Source organism: Enterobacter cloacae complex sp. SHL012 (assembly GCF_049237505.1).
Lineage (GTDB): Bacteria > Pseudomonadota > Gammaproteobacteria > Enterobacterales > Enterobacteriaceae > Enterobacter > Enterobacter kobei.
In genome coordinates this window covers 487,837-503,065 of the sequence record NZ_JBMKIZ010000003.1, presented here as the reverse complement: position 1 = coordinate 503,065, position 15,229 = coordinate 487,837, and the positions used below count along the sequence as shown (strand labels likewise).

Genomic DNA, 15,229 nt, shown 5'->3' with positions numbered 1-15,229 from the left:
GGTTGTGTGGACAGAGAGTTGAACGAGCAAGTCATGATTGAACGAGTCGAGATGATTGCGCGACTGACGACAGAAGGAACGTGTCAGGAGAGAGATCGTGAAATTGCCCTGAATTTAATTGCTGAGATTGCGCGGGGAAATTTAATCAAGAACAACGCGTTCACCGTTGTTTTCTCGGCATCGCCTGTTCCGGAACGAATCAAAAAAGAGAGCAATGTTCGGGTGAACATCACGCTCGATAAAGATCAGCTGATTGGCCAGTCCATCGTTGAGGCATTTCAGTGTGAATTGACCCGCAGGATAGGAGCCTTGTTTCCCTCATCGCGGGTAACCGTGAAAATAGGGTCGGTAACGGGGGTTGAGCTCCAGGGGCTTGAAAGGGAGGCCGATCGCGAGGCGCTGGATTCTATTCTCCGGGAAGTCTGGGAAGATGAAAGCTGGCGCTAGCCCTGCGTCATTACCCGGAACGAACACTTCATTCAGATTTTGCGTTTCCCTTAAACCGCGCATTGTTGCTCGCGGACGGTCTGTTGTGTCCGGGATTGCCCATCTCTCATCGATAGCGAAAAAGCCGCTGGCCCAGGAAACTCTACAGTACCTGGAAAACCGGATGTTGGGAGCGTCTGATGAAGATCTATGCAATGCAGGGGGACACGCTTGATGCCATTTGCGCCCGTTTTTATGGGCGCACGGCAGGCGTCGTTGAAGCCGTTCTGAAGGCCAATTCTGGCCTCGCCGAATCAGGCGTTATCTTGCCTCATGGCACGCCGGTAGAGATGCCGGAGGTTGATAGCGCCCCCACAAAAGAATCCGTAAACCTATGGGACTGAGCCTGGAGAAAATCACCACGTTTATCGCCTACTGGCTGGCCGTGGCACTGGCCTGGTTCGGGGCGATGTCTCCTGAAAAAGTCGCGCTGTACGTGGGAAGTCTGTGCGCCATTTTTACCGCGCTGACGAATTACTGGTTCAAACGAAAAACCTGGCGCTATCTCCAGTCTCTTGGACTCGATAAGAAGAGTATTCGTGAACTCAATCATTAAGCGTTGCAGCGTCGCCGGCGTGCTGGCCCTGGCGGTGCTGATACCTGACTTTCGGTTACTGAAAACGTCCCCTGATGGGCTGGCGTTGATTGCCGATCTCGAAGGATGTCGCCTCTCGCCCTACCGGTGTAGCGCTGGCGTGTGGACGTCTGGCATTGGCCACACGGCAAACGTTGTGCCTGCACGGGATATTACCGAGCGTGAGGCAGCGGTAAATCTGGTCGCTGATGTGCTCAATGTTGAACGTCGGCTGGCAGCGTGCGCGTCGGTTGAGATGCCACCCCGGGTCTACGACGCGCTAGTGAGTTTCACGTTTAATGTTGGCACGGGCGCCGCCTGCCGTTCGACCCTGGTGTCGTTTATTAAGCGTAAACAGTGGTCGCAGGCATGCGGGCAACTTACCCGCTGGGTATATGTGAATGGCGTTAAAAATGCCGGGCTGGAAAATCGTCGTATCCGCGAGAAGGCCTGGTGCATGAAGGGGCTGCCGTGAAAGTCCTGATGCTGTTGCTGGCCGGTCTGCTGGCTATCACGCTGTGGCTTCGGCATGACAACCTGACGCTGTCCCGTTCCTTAGCCAGCGCGAACCGGGTTGCCAGTGAACAAAAAAACGCCCTCGCCACGCTTAACCAACAGCTTTCCCTGTCGCAACGGGTTGCCCGAACACATGAAGTCGCTCAGGTCAGGCTTCGTGAAGAACTGCTCACTGCGAGTGAGGAACGCGCGAGACGGGAAGCGACTATCGGGAGATTACTCAATGAAAATGACGCGTTACGCCGCTGGTATACCACTCAGTTGCCTGATGCTGTCCGCCGGTTGCACACCCGCACCGCCTGCGCCTCTGCAGCCCATTGTTTACAACGCCTGCCCGAAGGTGAGCCGCTGCCCGATGCCGGGAAGCGAACCCGCCACTAACGGCGATCTCAGCGCAGATATTCGCAGGCTTGAGTATGCCCTTATCGCCTGCGCGCTGCAGGTTGAAACCATTAAAGACTGTCAGGATAAAATCGATGCACAAACTCAAGAGCCTGCGTCAGGCATTAATTGACGCGATTCCCCAACTGAAAGCAAACCCGGATCGGCTGCAGATGTCGGTCGGCAGCGGCAATATCGATGCCCGGCTGGCCTCCTCGCTCTCCTTTGAAAAGCACTATGAGCTGAATGCGAAGGTCAACAGCTTCTCCGGCGACAGCGAGGGCGTTTTCGTCCCGGTAGTGGCCTGGCTTGGGGAAAACCAGCCGGACATTTTTACCCTCGATGAAGGCCGCAAAAACGGCTGTTCCTTCACGATCGTTTTAAACGATGACGATACGATGGATATCAGCATCAAAGTACAATTAACCGAGCGCATTCTTGTTTCTCAGGAAGAGGGCGGTTTGCACGCAACGTATTCCCCCGAACCGCCGCTGCCGGAGCCCGTCACGCGTCCGAAGGCCCTATACATCAACGGGGAGCTGGTCAGCGAGTGGGAGGCGTAATTTCCCCGCGCTGAGGGCCGCCTGCGGTCTGTTGTCTTGCCAGCTTGTTGTCTCATCCCGCACCAAACCCCGTCTCGTTGCTGCCGTTCTTTCTGAACGGCATTCTCTTCTTATGAATACGCTAACTTCCATGAACGGCATCGCTCGCGCGATCCGCAATCTTATTCGTATCGGTGTTGTAACCGATGTTGACCTCAACAGAGGGCTTTGTCGTGTGCAGACCGGTGGGATGAAAACCACCTGGCTGAACTGGCTAACCTGTCGTGCGGGACGTTCTCGCGTGTGGTGGGCCCCTTCCGAGGGAGAACAGGTACTGCTGCTGGCCATCGGCGGCGAGCTCGATACCGCCTTTGTTCTACCGGGTATTTTCTCGGATGACCATCCGGCGCCGTCCGGTTCGCCTGATGCGTTCCACGTCTCGTTTCCTGACGGCGCGGTGATCGAGTACGAACCCGAACGCGGGGCGCTGACGGTTTCAGGTATTAAAACAGCCGACATTACCGCCTCTGAATCGCTGACCGCCACCGTGCCGGAGGTGCGTTTGACGTCAACGTCCCGCATCACGCTGGATACGCCTGAGGTGGTGTGTACCAACAAGTTAATTACCGCCTCGCTTGAGGTGCAGAAGGGCGGGGTAATGGCCGGGAATATTGCGCATTCCGGCGGTCAATTCACCTCCAACGGGGTGCAGGTGGACAACCACGCGCACGGCAGTGTGCAAAGCGGCGGAAGCTGGACTAAGGGGACACAATGACGGTGCGTTACAGGGGGATGAACAGGCAGACCGGGCTCAGCATTTCAGAGGCAGAACACATCCGGCAGAGCGTGCGCGATATTCTGGTGACGCCTGTCGGCTCGCGGGTTATGCGCCGGGATTACGGCTCGCTGCTGGCGGCGATGATCGACAGGCCACAGAGCCCTGCGCTGCGTCTGCAAATCATGGCGGCATGTTATTCCGCTATCCAGAAATGGGAACCGCGGATCAGCCTGACGGCCATCACTTTCGAGCGTTCGGAGAATGACGGGACGTTGTATGTCGATATCACCGGCACGCGCCCGACTTCCGGACAATCTTTTTCTATCACCATTTCACTGAGTTAAACGCTATGGCTATTGTTGATCTGAGCCAGCTCGCCGCGCCTGATGTCGTGGAGGAGGTGGATTATGAAACGCTGTTGGCAGAACGAAAGGCCACCTTTGTCTCGCTCTATCCGGAAGAGGAGCGAGAGGCGATTGCACGGACGTTGACGCTGGAATCAGAGCCGATTGTGAAGCTGCTGCAGGAGAACGCCTATCGGGAGGTCATGTGGCGCCAGCGCGTGAACGAGGCCGCGCGTGCGGTCATGCTGGCCTACGCTGCCGGCCGCGATCTCGACCAGCTTGGGGCTAACGCTAACCTTGCGCGTCTGGTCATTACCCCCGCCGACGATACGACGTTTCCGCCCACGCCAGCTGTGATGGAGTCTGATACCGACTTTCGTTTGCGCATCCAGCAAGCGCCGGAAGGGCTGAGCGTGGCCGGTTCGACGGGCGCTTATCAGTTCCACGGTCGCAGTGCAGATGGCCGGGTGGCGGATATTTCCGTTATCAGTCCACAGCCGGCGAACGTCACGGTCTCTGTGCTCTCCCGGGAGAATAACGGCGTGGCTTCTGAGGAACTGCTCGCCGTTGTTCGCAATGCGCTGAACGATGAGGACGTCAGGCCCGTTGCCGACCGTGTGACCGTCCAGTCGGCCAACATTGTTGACTACCGAATTGAGGCATCGCTTTTCCTTTTTCCCGGCCCTGAAAGTGAACCTGTACTCAGCGCGGCAAGAGCCCGGTTACAGGCCTATATCACGGCTCAACATCGGCTTGGACGCGATATTCGCAAGTCCGCCATTTACGCGGCACTGCATGTTGAAGGGGTGCAACGCGTAGAGCTGACCGCGCCCGCGGCTGACATTGTACTTGATGAAACTCAGGCCTCATGGTGCAGCCACTACAGCGTAACCGTGGGGGGGAACGATGAGTAATACCCGCCTTTTACCGGTTGGCTCGTCATCTCTTGAGGTGGCGGCCGCGCGCGCCTGTGCAGACATTGAAAATACGCCTGTTCCGCTGCGGCATCTCTGGAGTGCGGACACTTGCCCGGCGAATCTGCTGCCCTGGCTGGCGTGGGCGTTTTCGGTTGATCGCTGGGATGAGAACTGGCCGGAAGCCACCAGGCGGGATGTGATTCGCGCGGCGTGGTTTATTCATGCCCATAAGGGGACGATTGGCGCCGTGCGTCGTGTGGTGGAACCGCTTGGCTATCTGATCAACGTCACCGAATGGTGGCAAACCAACGATCCGCCCGGCACCTTTCGCCTTGATATCGGCGTCTTGGATACGGGCATCACCGAGGAAATGTATTACGAAATGGAGAGGCTTATTGCTGATGCAAAGCCTGCCAGCCGCCACCTTATTGGCCTGAATATCATCCAGGACATACCGGGTTATCTCTACACCGGTGCCCTGAGCTATGACGGCGACATCATCACGGTTTATCCCGGATAAGTGAGAGCACAATGACAGTGAAATATAAAACGGTTATCACCAAAGCCGGTGCCGAAAAACTGGCTGCCGCGACCGTCCCGAACGGCAAGAAAGTGAACTTTACGGCGATGGCCGTAGGTGACGGTGGCGGTACATTGCCAGCGCCAAACGCAAACCAGACGAAACTCGTCAATGAAGTCTGGCGGCATGCGCTGAATAAAATTAGCCAGGACAAAAAGAATAAAAACTATGTCGTGGCGGAGCTGCTGATTCCTCCTGAGGTTGGCGGTTTCTGGATGCGCGAGATGGGGCTGTATGACGATACCGGGACGCTGATTGCGGTCGGGAATATGGCAGAAAGTTACAAGCCCAAGCTGGAAGAGGGCTCGGGACGCGCACAGACTGTACGTATGGTCATTATGGTGAGCGATATTTCTTCGGTTGAGTTGACGATTGACACCTCAACGGTGATGGCGACGCAGGATTATGTAGACGGTAAGCTCGCGGAGCATGAACAGTCGCGGCGCCATCCGGACGCGACCCTTGCCGCTAAGGGTTTTACACAACTTAGCAGCGCAATCGACAGCGCCTCCGAGGTGCTCGCTGCAACGCCGAAAGCGGTGAAGGCGGCGTACGATTTGGCAAATGGTAAGTACACCGCGGTGGATGCGACAACTGCGCGCAAAGGAATTGTCCAGCTAAGCAGCGCTATTGATAGTGTCTCTGAGGTGCTGGCGGCGACGCCGAAGGCGGTGAAGGCAGCGTATGATTTGGCGAAAGGGAAGTATACGGCTGCAGATGCAACGACGACGCAAAAGGGCATCGTTCAGCTTAGCAGTGCAACCGATAGCGCGTCTGAGACGCTAGCGGCAACAGCAAAATCGGTTAAGGCAGCCAATGATAATGCCAATGGGAGAGTACCGTCTGGGCGTAAGGTTAATGGCCGTGCGTTAACAGGCGACATTAATGTTACTGCACAGGATATCTTTAACGGTCAGGCTGTGGGGATTGGTAATGCAGAGGATCTTAATGCCTATACCACCCCCGGGCTGTATTACCAGCCAGCGAATGCCCAGGCACAGACAGGTAAAAACTATCCTGAATCGAATGCCGGCTCGCTTGAGGTATATAAACATGCCGGTAATACACAAATTTATCGGATTTATAATAGTTCTCGCACCTACATTCGAACCCTCTACAGTGGAACGTGGTCAGCCTGGACTAAACAATATGACGCGGAAAATAAACCTACGGCAATAGATGTTAGTGCGATCCCATTGGCGGGCAGCACCGCTGTAAGTGGGGTAGTAAGAAACTCAGCAGAATTTCAAAGTATTTCTGCCAACAGCTATCGCATGGTGTACGGTAATTACGGTACATTCTGGCGGCAGGATGGGAGTAATTTATATCTCATGCTGACTAACAGCGGTGACCAGTATGGTAATTATAACGGCCTTCGCCCTTTAGCGGTTAGCTTGTCTTCTGGTGATTTAACCATAGGTAAGCTGAACTTAACAAACTTTCAGTATTTTGACGCCCGCTATTACACCAAAACTGAAAGTGATTCGAGGTTTCAGGCAAAAGGTAGTTACACACCTGCTGGTCAGGCTTACACTAAAGCTGAATCGGATGGGCGTTATCCGCTTAAAACAACAACTGTTCTTGGCATGCGTGTTGGCGCAAGGGGAAGCATGGGGTCGGCTTCAAGCGGTTCAGCCGATATTGATGCACCAGTAGGAAGTTTCATAACGGGTCGAAACAGTAACAATGGTGATGCACGTTATTCCGTGTGGTATACCCGCGCCTTACAGATAAATATAAACGGTACATGGAAAACAATTACTTCATGAAGGTGTTTTATGATTATTGAAAAATTCCGTCTGGCTGGTACAGAACAAATTCAGGATTACAACATAGCAAACCTTGTTTCAGAGGATGATAAGGATTGGTATGAGTCTCAAGCTTTATTTGATAAGGATAAGTTAAAGTTCGAATATGATGAGAAGGGCATTATCACGCGTTATTCATATGATGTGTCTATGCTTTGGCCGATTGGTAAATCGGTTGCCGATATCAGCAAAAAACTTGTTCCTGATGGCCTTAGTGACAAAGGAGAATGGATGTTTGATGGTGAAAAAATAATTCCTGTGCCCGTCAATTATGTTTATCAGGCTGAATCAAAAAAACAGAGCCTTATGAGTGCCGCAACAACAGCAATTGCCCCGCTGGAGGATGCTTCCGGCCTGGGTATGGCCACAAAAGAAGAGTCTGAATTGTTAGTCGAATGGAAAAAATACAGGGTTCTGCTCAATCGTGTTGATACCAGCAAAGCGCCAGAAATTCAATGGCCCAAACGCCCAGCCTGACCCCAAACCCTCCATCCGGAGGGTTTTTCGTTTGTTGTGTAATCCTCTCCCCAACCCCAATTCGTCGCATCAATCACGCTCTCCGCAGACAATAGCCTCACCACTAAACGAAGGAGTTAAACGGATGGGCGACTATCACCACGGCGTGGAAGTCATTGAAATCAACGATGGCACCCGCACTATTTCCACCGTCTCGACGGCAATCATCGGCATGGTCTGTACGGCCAGCGATGCTGACGAACAGACATTTCCTCTTAACGAGCCCGTGCTCATTACTAATGTGCAATCCGCCATTGCGAAAGCTGGTAAACAGGGGACGCTGTCCGCTTCCCTCCAGGCTATCGCTGACCAGTGCAAGCCGGTCGTTGTGGTTGTGCGTGTTGCCGAAGGTATCGACGACCCGGAAGATCCTGAAGCGGCGCAGAAAGAGACTATCTCTAACATCATCGGTACTACCGACGAAAACGGCAAATACACCGGCCTGAAGGCGCTTCTGACCGCGAAAACGGTCACCGGCGTTAAGCCGCGTATTCTCGGCGTACCGGGGCTGGACTCTCAGGAAGTGGCAACCGCACTGGCCGCAATGTGCCAGAGCCTGCGCGCTTTCGGCTATGTCAGCGCATGGGGTTGTAAAACCATTTCTGACGCGATCGAGTACCGCAAAAACTTCAGCCAGCGCGAGCTGATGGTTATCCACCCTGATTTTCTGGCATGGGATACCACCACGAATGCGACGACGATGGCATGGGCGACCGCTCGCGCCCTTGGCCTGCGCGCCAAAATCGACCAGACAATGGGCTGGCATAAAACCTTGTCGAACGTGGGCGTCAACGGCGTCACGGGCGTAAGCGCCTCTGTTTCCTGGGATCTGCAGGAGCAAGCGACCGATGCCAACCTGCTTAACCAGGCCGGTGTCACCACGTTGATTCGTAACGATGGATTCAAATTCTGGGGCAACCGTACCTGTTCAGACGATCCGTTATTCGTCTTTGAAAACTACACCCGTACCGCACAGGTGCTGGCCGATACCATGGCTGAAGCGCATGCATGGGCGATGGATAAACCCATTACCCCTACGCTTATCCGCGACATCGTGTCCGGTATCAATGCCAAGTTCCGCGAGCTCAAAACCAACGGCTATATCGTTGACGGCTCCTGCTGGTATGACCCTGAATCGAACGATGCATCCACCCTGAAAGCGGGGAAACTGTATATCGATTACGACTACACCCCTGTCCCGCCGCTGGAAAATCTGACCTTGCGCCAGCGCATCACCGATACCTATCTGGCTGACCTGTCAGATTCGGTTAATAGCTAAGGAGCTGAAGCATGGCGTTACCACGCAAACTGAAATATCTGAATATGTTCAACGATGGCCTGAGCTATATGGGCGTTGTTGAGTCTGTCACCTTACCCAAACTTACCCGCAAGCTGGAGAAGTATCGCGGTGGCGGCATGCCGGGCTCGGTCTCTGTTGACCTTGGCCTGGACGATGATGCCCTGGCGCTGGAGTGGACCGTTGGCGGTCTGCCGGACGCCGCGCTGTGGGCACAGTATGCCTCTCCGGGCGCGGACAGCGTGCCTCTGCGCTTTACCGGCTCTTATCAGCGCGATGATACCGGCGAAATCTCCGCCGTCGAAATCGTCATGCGCGGCCGTCACAAAGAGTTTGATGGCGGTGAAAACAAGCAGGGCGAGAGCGGCACCACCAAGATGTCCACCGAATGCGCGTACTACCAGCTGACCATCGATGGCAAAGAGATCATTGAAATCGACATCATCAACATGGTGCTGAAAGTCGATGGCGTTGATCGCCTGGCAGAACACCGTAAGGCCATCGGCCTGTAACCCTTTAACCGGCCGGGATCGCCGGCCGGTAAGTTAACTTTCTGAAGAGTATCGAAATGGAAAATATCAACGAGACCACCATGAACGAAAGTGAAAATCCATACATCGTCACGCTTGATAGCCCCGTTTTGCGCGGCGAGCAAAAAATTGAAAAAGTGACCGTTGCAAAACCCAATGCGGGAACCCTGCGTGGGGTATCGCTGGCGTCGCTGGCGCAATCCGATGTCGATGCGTTGATCAAGGTGCTGCCGCGAATGACCTCACCAGCACTGACCGAGCATGAGGTCGCGCGCCTGGATGCCTGCGATCTGCTCTCTTTTGCAGGTAAGGTGATCGGTTTTTTGTCACCGGCTTCGGCTCGCTGAAATTTCCCGAAAACCTGTCGGTCGACGATCTGATGGCGGATATCGCGGTGATCTTTCACTGGCCGCCGTCAGAACTGTACTCCCTGAGCGTGACCGAACTCCTCTTATGGCGCGAAAAAGCGCTGCAGCGAAGCGGAAACCACCATGAGTAATAATGTCAGACTTCAGGAGCTGCTTAAGGCAGTCGACCGGGCAACCCGACCGCTTAACGCTCTCCATAACGCGAGCCGCACTCTCGCAAGCGATATCCGTGATTCACAGACGGCGCTGGGGGCGCTCGATGAGCAGGCGGGGCGCATTAACGGCTTCAGAAAAGCAAATGCCCGGCTCGCCACGACGGAGCAGTCGCTTGCTCAGGCGAAACAGCAGGCCGCGGCGCTGGCGGTGCAGTTTAAAAACACGCAAAACCCCAGCCAGGCGCAGGCTGATGCGCTGACTGCAGCCCGAAAATCGGCGGCCGACCTTAAGCTTGAGTACAACAGCTTACGCTACTCGTTACAGCGTCAGCGCGCTGAACTCGCTCAGGCGGGAGTCAACACGCGCACGCTCTCGTCTGATGAGCGTCGTTTACGAACTCACATCAGCGAAAAAACGCAGCAGCTTAACCGACAGCGGGATGCGCTGGCCCGCGTCAATCAGCAGCAGGAGCGGCTGAGTACCGTTCAGAATCGCTACGAGTCAGGCAAACGCGTTACCGCGCGGGTGAACCAGCTGGCGACTGCGGGGGTGGGAATGGCAAAAGCGGGCTTTGACCAGACGTCCCGGTTTATGGCGCCTGGCATCAGCTTTGAAAAGCAGATGTCGGCCATTCAGGCAAACCTTGGCCTGGCGAAGGGGGATTCCCGGCTTGAGGCGATTCGCCAGCAGGCGCGGGAGGTCAGCGCCAGCACCGGAGTACCTGCAGATACGGTCCTCCGGGCACAAACCGAACTGACTCGTTCAGGCTATGACGCCGATGGGCTGCTTGCGGCCACCGCGCCAACGGTCAACCTCAGCCTGGCGGGGAGTGTCGACGCGGCTAAAGCGGCCGATATGATCGCCAGCACGCAGGCCGCGTATAGCCTGGCCGATACGGACGCGGGACGCATCGCAGATGTGCTTATGCGCGGTTCTACCTCTTCAAATACCAGCCTCGCTGAGATGGTGGCGGCCGTCACCTCCGCTGCGCCCGCTGCGGATGCATCCGGTATGGGGCTTGAAGAGACCACCGCGCTGCTGGGCGTTCTGGCGGAAAAAGGGATGAAAGGCGCCGCCGCCGGGGACGCGCTCAGCGCGATGTTGCGTCACGTTCAGACGCCGGATGCCATAAAAGCCGCGGGGGCGCTGGCTTCCGCTGCGGGTGATGGATCGCTTGATGAAAAACGCCAGCAGTTGCAGGGGGCAAAAGGCAGTACCGCGATTGCGGCGTCCGTGCAGACCGATAATCTTGACGGCGATATCAACCGATTTCAGGCCGCGTGGAGCGGGTTGAAGATTGACGTGTTCGATAAAGCGGATGGCGCTCTGCGTAAACTGATAACAACCGCAACCGGCTGGCTTAGCACGGCCTCCCTTTGGGTGAATGCCAACCCCGCGTTGACGCAGACCCTCGCCAGCATCGTTGTCGGTGCGCAGGCGTTTTCAGGCGTGCTGGGGGGAGTCGGTATGGCTATCGGCCCGGTTCTGACGGGCGTCAATATGGTCATTACCGCAGCCGGGATGTTGGGAACGGTATTCAGCGTGGTGGGCGGCGCCATCATGACGGTGCTGGGTGCCCTTAGCTGGCCGGTGATTGCCCTTGGCGCAGCGATTGCCGCAGGCGCATTACTCATTTTCAAATACTGGGAGCCCATCAGCGCCTTCTTTGGCGGCGTGATGGAGGGGCTTTCGGCGGCCTTCGCACCGTTAGGCGAGTTGTTCTCACCGCTGATGACGGTATTTGATGTTATCTCGGAGAAGGTGGGCGGTATCTGGCAGTGGTTCACTGACCTGATCTCGCCGATTAAGGCGACGCAGGAAACGCTGGATGGCTGTAAAAATGCAGGCGTGATTTTTGGGCAGGCGCTGGGAGAGGCGCTAATGGCACCGCTGAATCTCTTTAACAGCCTGAGCGGTAAGGCCAGCTGGCTGCTGGAGAAGCTCGGTATTATCAAAAACGAGTCGGGCGATCTCGACGCCGCTGCGGCAAAAGCAGAATCGGCATCCTCACCGGCGGGCAGCGCTTATATTCCGGGCACGGGGATCTCTGGCGGCAGCCTGGGGTATCAGCCGACCATCGCTACTGGAGGACGCTCTTACGTCGATCAGAGTAAAAGCGAATATAACATCACGCTGCAGGGGGGCACGGCCTCCGGAATGGATCTGACGCGTCAAATCCGGGAGACGATAGATAATATTGAACAGGATAAAGCGAGACGGCAGCAATCCAGCTTTATGTATAGTTGAGGAGAGAGAAAATGTTAATGGTGCTGGGTCTGTTTGTCTTTGAACGACGAACCTTACCGTATCAGTCAATGATATTCACAAAAGACTACCGCTGGGCATCCAGCGCTCGCATCGGGAAACCCAAAGCCTGGCAGTACCTTGGCGAAGGTGAGACATCCTTTAGCCTCTCCGGCTTACTTTACCCGGAACTCACGGGAGGGCGGCTTTCGCTCAAGGCGGTTGAGCTGATGGCGAATGAGGGGCGGGCATGGCCGTTGATAGACGGTACCGGCATCATTCATGGCATGTTTATCATTGAGAAAGTCACGCACACGCATTCGGATTTTTACAGTGACGGTACCGCTCGAAAAATTAATTTTACTCTGGAGCTTAAACGCGTGGATGAATCGCTGATGACGACGTTTGGCGACCTGCGAACGCAGGCCTCAGAGCTGGTGGAAAGCGCACGGAATAGCATTGGAGGGCTGGTGGGATGATCACCGAAATGAATATCCGGGCGGGTGGAAAAATCGCCCCTGATTTTATGCTTAAGCTTGACGATCGTGATATCACGCAAAATTTCAGCCATCGTCTTATCAGCCTGACCATGACCGACAAACGGGGGCTGGAAGCCGATCAGCTGGATATTCAACTGGATGATTCCGACGGGCTGCTGGACTTGCCTGCCCGGGGGGCAAGGCTGTCCTTATGGCTGGGATGGGAGGGAACCCCGCTCGAGGAGAAAGGGGACTTTACGATTGATTCGATTCGATTCCGGGGCGCGCCGGACACGCTGACCATCCAGGGATTCAGCGCAGATTTTCGTGGAAAGCTAAACGTGCGGCGCGAACAGTCGTGGCATGACACGACGATTGGCGCGATAGTCGATACCATCGCTCAGCGTAACCAGTTGACCGCCAGCGTCGGGTCGGGGCTTGCATCCATCGCCATCTCTCATATTGACCAGTCTCAGGAGACAGACGCGGCGTTCCTCTCCCGCCTTGCTGAACGTAATGGAGCATTTGTTTCAATCAAAGCCGGGAAGATTATCTTTATGAAAGCGGGCCAGGCCGTGACGGCCAGCGGCACTCCGCTTTCCTTAATGATGATTGAACGTGGGGATGGAGATAAGCACCTTTTTTCCGTAGCTGACCGTGAAAATTATTCCGGCGTAACGGCCAAATGGCTGCAAACGCGTGACCCCAAACAACAAAATCCTCAATTGAGTATTAATCGTCAGTCCGGAGGGCAGCAGACAGAAGCACTGCACCACCCGGATGCCGCCGCACCGGTAGCGGGAGCAGCAGGCAAGGAGCAGAAACCGCAAGAGAGGCTGGTGGGATCGGCGGAGAACGTATTTGAGCTCACCACGGTTTATGCCTCTGAAGAACAGGCGCTCAGGGCTGCAGAGGCGAAGTGGCGCGCGCTTCAGCGGGGAACCGTGGAGTTTTCCATCCAGCTTGCGCTGGGACGCGCCGATCTGTTCCCCGAAACGCCGGTGCTGGTAAACGGTTTTAAACGCGTCATTGACGAGCAGGCGTGGATCATCAGCGAGGTGGTGCATACCCTCAACGATAGCGGATTTACCACGCAGCTTAAGCTTGAGCTGAACGTCAGCGACGAAAAATTTACTGTTGATAGTGAGTAATGTAGTTGCTATTGGTTTTATTTTGGGTATTATTGATTCACAAAATGTGAATCAAGTGGAGGGGTACATGTTTCATTGTCCTAAGTGCAAGCATTCAGCGCATGCGCGTACCAGTCGCTATCTCAGTGAAAATACCAAAGAGCGCTACCACCAGTGTACCAATGTGGACTGCAGCTGTACGTTCGTGACGATGGAGTCCGTGGAGCGTCTGATTGCGACGCCCGGCGCCTCTGAGAGTGTCCGAACGGCTTCACTGGCGCGAAGTTAGCGGCTACGCCACCGGCTCAAAATAACCAATAAAAAAAGCCACTCATTTGAGTGGCTTAAATTTTTGATTTTAAAGCTAAAATTTGGTGGCCCCTGCTGGACTTGAACCAGCGACCAAGCGATTATGAGTCGCCTGCTCTAACCACTGAGCTAAGGGGCCGTGGCGGTGAATTATAAAGTAACTCTCTACAGCAATCCAGCCATTCACACCTGCCTGCTGTTTTTATAAACAATGCATAATCAATCCTTTATACTTCCCTTACGATGGATTGATCGGGAGTAAAAATGATCAACGATATTCTGGCCCCTGGCCTGCGGGTGGTGTTCTGCGGAATCAACCCGGGTAAGTCCTCGGCGCACACCGGCTTTCACTTCGCCCATCCGGGCAATCGCTTCTGGAAAGTGATCCACCAGGCCGGGTTTACCGACAGATTACTCAGGCCCGAAGAGGAACAGCACCTGCTGGATACGCGCTGCGGCATTACTATGCTTGTTGAGCGCCCGACGGTGCAGGCGAGCGAGGTCAATCTGCATGAGCTCCGCAGCGGCGGACGGGAGTTGGTCAAAAAGATTGAGGACTATCAGCCCGCAGCGCTGGCGATCCTCGGCAAGCAGGCCTACGAGCAGGCGTTTAGTCAGCGCGGCGCTAAATGGGGTAAGCAGAGCATCACCATCGGCGTGACGCAGGTGTGGGTGCTGCCGAACCCGAGCGGGCTCAACAGGGCAACGCTGGATAAGCTGGTGGAGGCGTATCGGGAGCTGGATGAGGCGCTAATGGTGCGGGGGCTTTAGGGGTTCTGCGGCCTGACGCCCTCACCTCACATGACTAAGGGATCTCCACAACGTTATAGCAGCACGGAACAGTCCCCTCGCCCCTCCGGGGAGAGGGTTAGGGTGAGGGGAATATACGGCTGTGGTGGTCATTCCGTTCACTTTATGTTCCTTGCTACTCTGTCACGACATGACCTGTGAACGTGCCAGGGTGGCTCAGTCGCCACCACCCTGGCGACCCGGGCTCCCGGCGGTAAATCGCCGCTTCGCGGTGCCCTCGGCTTATTCCTTCCGGCTTATCGGGGACGGGCGGAGGTAACGTCCCTGTAAAGCCCGCCCTCTCGGCGCATCCATGCGCCTCGCCCCGGCCTGCAGAAAACGCCTCAGCGATTTACAGCCGGATCAGAGCATCGCTGAAAGCCTGCATTCGCTCTGAAACAACGTTATTGCTTCTGCTTATAAATTACTGGGATCCCACAGCCCACAGGAAGATGGAATACACAAAAAAAAAGCTCCCCGAAGGG

General features: G+C 55.4%; 22 protein-coding genes and 1 tRNA gene. 22 read left to right on the top strand and 1 reads right to left on the bottom strand.

Going from position 1 to position 15,229, the window contains the following annotated elements; translation table 11 throughout:
- The first annotated feature begins 6 nt into the window (after nt 1–6).
- The 21 genes from ACOTY9_RS13550 to ACOTY9_RS13450 all read left to right on the top strand — a co-directional run bounded on the left by ACOTY9_RS13550 (nt 7) and on the right by ACOTY9_RS13450 (nt 13,935).
- Nucleotides 7–447 (top strand): DinI-like family protein, encoded by a 441-nt coding sequence (locus ACOTY9_RS13550; protein ID WP_032635502.1) that lies wholly within the window; start codon nt 7–9, stop codon nt 445–447.
- 179 nt (nt 448–626) lie between these two features.
- A complete protein-coding gene (locus ACOTY9_RS13545; RefSeq protein WP_032635504.1) occupies nt 627–830 on the top strand; it encodes a tail protein X in 204 nt (67 codons plus the stop codon).
- Nucleotides 821–1,042 carry an HP1 family phage holin gene (locus ACOTY9_RS13540; protein ID WP_029741404.1) on the top strand — a complete coding sequence of 74 codons (222 nt, stop codon included), beginning with the start codon at nt 821–823 and terminating at the stop codon, nt 1,040–1,042. Before ACOTY9_RS13545 ends, ACOTY9_RS13540 begins: the two co-directional genes overlap by 10 nt.
- Nucleotides 1,026–1,535, top strand: a complete 510-nt coding sequence (locus ACOTY9_RS13535) for a lysozyme (RefSeq protein ID WP_176260254.1) — start codon at nt 1,026–1,028, stop codon at nt 1,533–1,535. The genes ACOTY9_RS13540 and ACOTY9_RS13535 overlap by 17 nt, the downstream gene beginning before the upstream one ends.
- On the top strand, nt 1,532–1,957 hold the full coding sequence (gene lysB, locus ACOTY9_RS13530; protein WP_176260255.1) for an Rz-like lysis system protein LysB: 426 nt from the start codon (nt 1,532–1,534) through the stop codon (nt 1,955–1,957). Before ACOTY9_RS13535 ends, lysB begins: the two co-directional genes overlap by 4 nt.
- Nucleotides 1,845–2,090, top strand: coding sequence for an Rz1-like lysis system protein LysC (gene lysC, locus ACOTY9_RS13525; RefSeq protein WP_230679504.1), 246 nt, complete (start codon nt 1,845–1,847; stop codon nt 2,088–2,090). The genes lysB and lysC overlap by 113 nt, the downstream gene beginning before the upstream one ends.
- Nucleotides 2,053–2,520 (top strand): phage tail protein, encoded by a 468-nt coding sequence (locus ACOTY9_RS13520; RefSeq protein WP_063862357.1) that lies wholly within the window; start codon nt 2,053–2,055, stop codon nt 2,518–2,520. Before lysC ends, ACOTY9_RS13520 begins: the two co-directional genes overlap by 38 nt.
- A gap of 112 nt (nt 2,521–2,632) precedes the next feature.
- Nucleotides 2,633–3,274, top strand: coding sequence for a phage baseplate assembly protein V (locus tag ACOTY9_RS13515; protein WP_348565930.1), 642 nt, complete (start codon nt 2,633–2,635; stop codon nt 3,272–3,274).
- Complete coding sequence (locus tag ACOTY9_RS13510) at nt 3,271–3,621, top strand: GPW/gp25 family protein (RefSeq protein WP_032635513.1); 351 nt, start codon at nt 3,271–3,273, stop codon at nt 3,619–3,621. The genes ACOTY9_RS13515 and ACOTY9_RS13510 overlap by 4 nt, the downstream gene beginning before the upstream one ends.
- Nucleotides 3,622–3,626: 5 nt before the next feature.
- Nucleotides 3,627–4,535: a baseplate assembly protein gene (locus tag ACOTY9_RS13505; protein ID WP_032635514.1), complete on the top strand. Its 909-nt coding sequence runs from the start codon at nt 3,627–3,629 to the stop codon at nt 4,533–4,535.
- Nucleotides 4,528–5,058: a phage tail protein I gene (locus ACOTY9_RS13500; RefSeq protein ID WP_032635515.1), complete on the top strand. Its 531-nt coding sequence runs from the start codon at nt 4,528–4,530 to the stop codon at nt 5,056–5,058. Before ACOTY9_RS13505 ends, ACOTY9_RS13500 begins: the two co-directional genes overlap by 8 nt.
- 11 nt (nt 5,059–5,069) lie before the next feature.
- A complete protein-coding gene (locus ACOTY9_RS13495) occupies nt 5,070–6,887 on the top strand; it encodes a phage tail protein (protein WP_348565929.1) in 1,818 nt (605 codons plus the stop codon).
- Between the two features lie 9 nt (nt 6,888–6,896).
- Nucleotides 6,897–7,403: a tail fiber assembly protein gene (locus tag ACOTY9_RS13490; RefSeq protein ID WP_176260260.1), complete on the top strand. Its 507-nt coding sequence runs from the start codon at nt 6,897–6,899 to the stop codon at nt 7,401–7,403.
- Between the two features lie 124 nt (nt 7,404–7,527).
- Entirely contained in the window at nt 7,528–8,721 is a 1,194-nt protein-coding gene (locus ACOTY9_RS13485) for a phage tail sheath protein (protein WP_047625660.1), read from the top strand.
- Nucleotides 8,722–8,732: 11 nt separating this feature from the next.
- Nucleotides 8,733–9,251, top strand: a complete 519-nt coding sequence (locus ACOTY9_RS13480) for a phage major tail tube protein (RefSeq protein WP_023309235.1) — start codon at nt 8,733–8,735, stop codon at nt 9,249–9,251.
- 56 nt (nt 9,252–9,307) lie between these two features.
- On the top strand, nt 9,308–9,616 hold the full coding sequence (locus tag ACOTY9_RS13475; RefSeq protein ID WP_047027405.1) for a phage tail assembly protein: 309 nt from the start codon (nt 9,308–9,310) through the stop codon (nt 9,614–9,616).
- A 32-nt stretch (nt 9,617–9,648) separates the two neighbouring features.
- Nucleotides 9,649–9,768 (top strand): GpE family phage tail protein, encoded by a 120-nt coding sequence (locus tag ACOTY9_RS13470; protein ID WP_023616176.1) that lies wholly within the window; start codon nt 9,649–9,651, stop codon nt 9,766–9,768.
- Complete coding sequence (locus ACOTY9_RS13465) at nt 9,761–12,040, top strand: phage tail tape measure protein (RefSeq protein WP_088127295.1); 2,280 nt, start codon at nt 9,761–9,763, stop codon at nt 12,038–12,040. Before ACOTY9_RS13470 ends, ACOTY9_RS13465 begins: the two co-directional genes overlap by 8 nt.
- A gap of 11 nt (nt 12,041–12,051) precedes the next feature.
- Nucleotides 12,052–12,516, top strand: a complete 465-nt coding sequence (locus ACOTY9_RS13460; RefSeq protein WP_047344533.1) for a phage tail protein — start codon at nt 12,052–12,054, stop codon at nt 12,514–12,516.
- Nucleotides 12,513–13,667, top strand: coding sequence for a phage late control D family protein (locus ACOTY9_RS13455; RefSeq protein ID WP_088127294.1), 1,155 nt, complete (start codon nt 12,513–12,515; stop codon nt 13,665–13,667). The genes ACOTY9_RS13460 and ACOTY9_RS13455 overlap by 4 nt, the downstream gene beginning before the upstream one ends.
- 67 nt (nt 13,668–13,734) lie before the next feature.
- Entirely contained in the window at nt 13,735–13,935 is a 201-nt protein-coding gene (locus ACOTY9_RS13450; protein ID WP_032635529.1) for an ogr/Delta-like zinc finger family protein, read from the top strand.
- A gap of 83 nt (nt 13,936–14,018) precedes the next feature.
- Here the strand turns inward: ACOTY9_RS13450 and ACOTY9_RS13445 are convergent.
- A tRNA-Ile gene (locus ACOTY9_RS13445) sits at nt 14,019–14,094 on the bottom strand.
- A gap of 125 nt (nt 14,095–14,219) precedes the next feature.
- Here ACOTY9_RS13445 and mug point away from each other — a divergent pair.
- Nucleotides 14,220–14,726 (top strand): G/U mismatch-specific DNA glycosylase, encoded by a 507-nt coding sequence (gene mug, locus ACOTY9_RS13440; protein ID WP_014885286.1) that lies wholly within the window; start codon nt 14,220–14,222, stop codon nt 14,724–14,726.
- Nucleotides 14,727–15,229 lie beyond the last annotated feature (503 nt).

Excerpts from the sequence above, each read along its gene's own strand:
- ACOTY9_RS13540 (WP_029741404.1), top strand. The coding sequence starts at position 821 with ATGGGACTGAGCCTGGAGAAAATCACCACGTTTATCGCCTACTGGCTG.
- ACOTY9_RS13465 (WP_088127295.1), top strand. The coding sequence starts at position 9,761 with ATGAGTAATAATGTCAGACTTCAGGAGCTGCTTAAGGCAGTCGACCGG.
- ACOTY9_RS13490 (WP_176260260.1), top strand. The coding sequence starts at position 6,897 with ATGATTATTGAAAAATTCCGTCTGGCTGGTACAGAACAAATTCAGGAT.
- ACOTY9_RS13505 (WP_032635514.1), top strand. The coding sequence starts at position 3,627 with ATGGCTATTGTTGATCTGAGCCAGCTCGCCGCGCCTGATGTCGTGGAG.
- mug (WP_014885286.1), top strand. The coding sequence starts at position 14,220 with ATGATCAACGATATTCTGGCCCCTGGCCTGCGGGTGGTGTTCTGCGGA.
- ACOTY9_RS13545 (WP_032635504.1), top strand. The coding sequence starts at position 627 with ATGAAGATCTATGCAATGCAGGGGGACACGCTTGATGCCATTTGCGCC.
- ACOTY9_RS13510 (WP_032635513.1), top strand. The coding sequence starts at position 3,271 with ATGACGGTGCGTTACAGGGGGATGAACAGGCAGACCGGGCTCAGCATT.
- ACOTY9_RS13515 (WP_348565930.1), top strand. The coding sequence starts at position 2,633 with ATGAATACGCTAACTTCCATGAACGGCATCGCTCGCGCGATCCGCAAT.
- ACOTY9_RS13480 (WP_023309235.1), top strand. The coding sequence starts at position 8,733 with ATGGCGTTACCACGCAAACTGAAATATCTGAATATGTTCAACGATGGC.
- ACOTY9_RS13500 (WP_032635515.1), top strand. The coding sequence starts at position 4,528 with ATGAGTAATACCCGCCTTTTACCGGTTGGCTCGTCATCTCTTGAGGTG.
- ACOTY9_RS13450 (WP_032635529.1), top strand. The coding sequence starts at position 13,735 with ATGTTTCATTGTCCTAAGTGCAAGCATTCAGCGCATGCGCGTACCAGT.
- ACOTY9_RS13495 (WP_348565929.1), top strand. The coding sequence starts at position 5,070 with ATGACAGTGAAATATAAAACGGTTATCACCAAAGCCGGTGCCGAAAAA.
- ACOTY9_RS13475 (WP_047027405.1), top strand. The coding sequence starts at position 9,308 with ATGGAAAATATCAACGAGACCACCATGAACGAAAGTGAAAATCCATAC.
- lysC (WP_230679504.1), top strand. The coding sequence starts at position 1,845 with ATGCTGTCCGCCGGTTGCACACCCGCACCGCCTGCGCCTCTGCAGCCC.
- ACOTY9_RS13455 (WP_088127294.1), top strand. The coding sequence starts at position 12,513 with ATGATCACCGAAATGAATATCCGGGCGGGTGGAAAAATCGCCCCTGAT.
- ACOTY9_RS13520 (WP_063862357.1), top strand. The coding sequence starts at position 2,053 with ATGCACAAACTCAAGAGCCTGCGTCAGGCATTAATTGACGCGATTCCC.
- ACOTY9_RS13460 (WP_047344533.1), top strand. The coding sequence starts at position 12,052 with ATGTTAATGGTGCTGGGTCTGTTTGTCTTTGAACGACGAACCTTACCG.
- ACOTY9_RS13470 (WP_023616176.1), top strand. The coding sequence starts at position 9,649 with ATGGCGGATATCGCGGTGATCTTTCACTGGCCGCCGTCAGAACTGTAC.
- ACOTY9_RS13485 (WP_047625660.1), top strand. The coding sequence starts at position 7,528 with ATGGGCGACTATCACCACGGCGTGGAAGTCATTGAAATCAACGATGGC.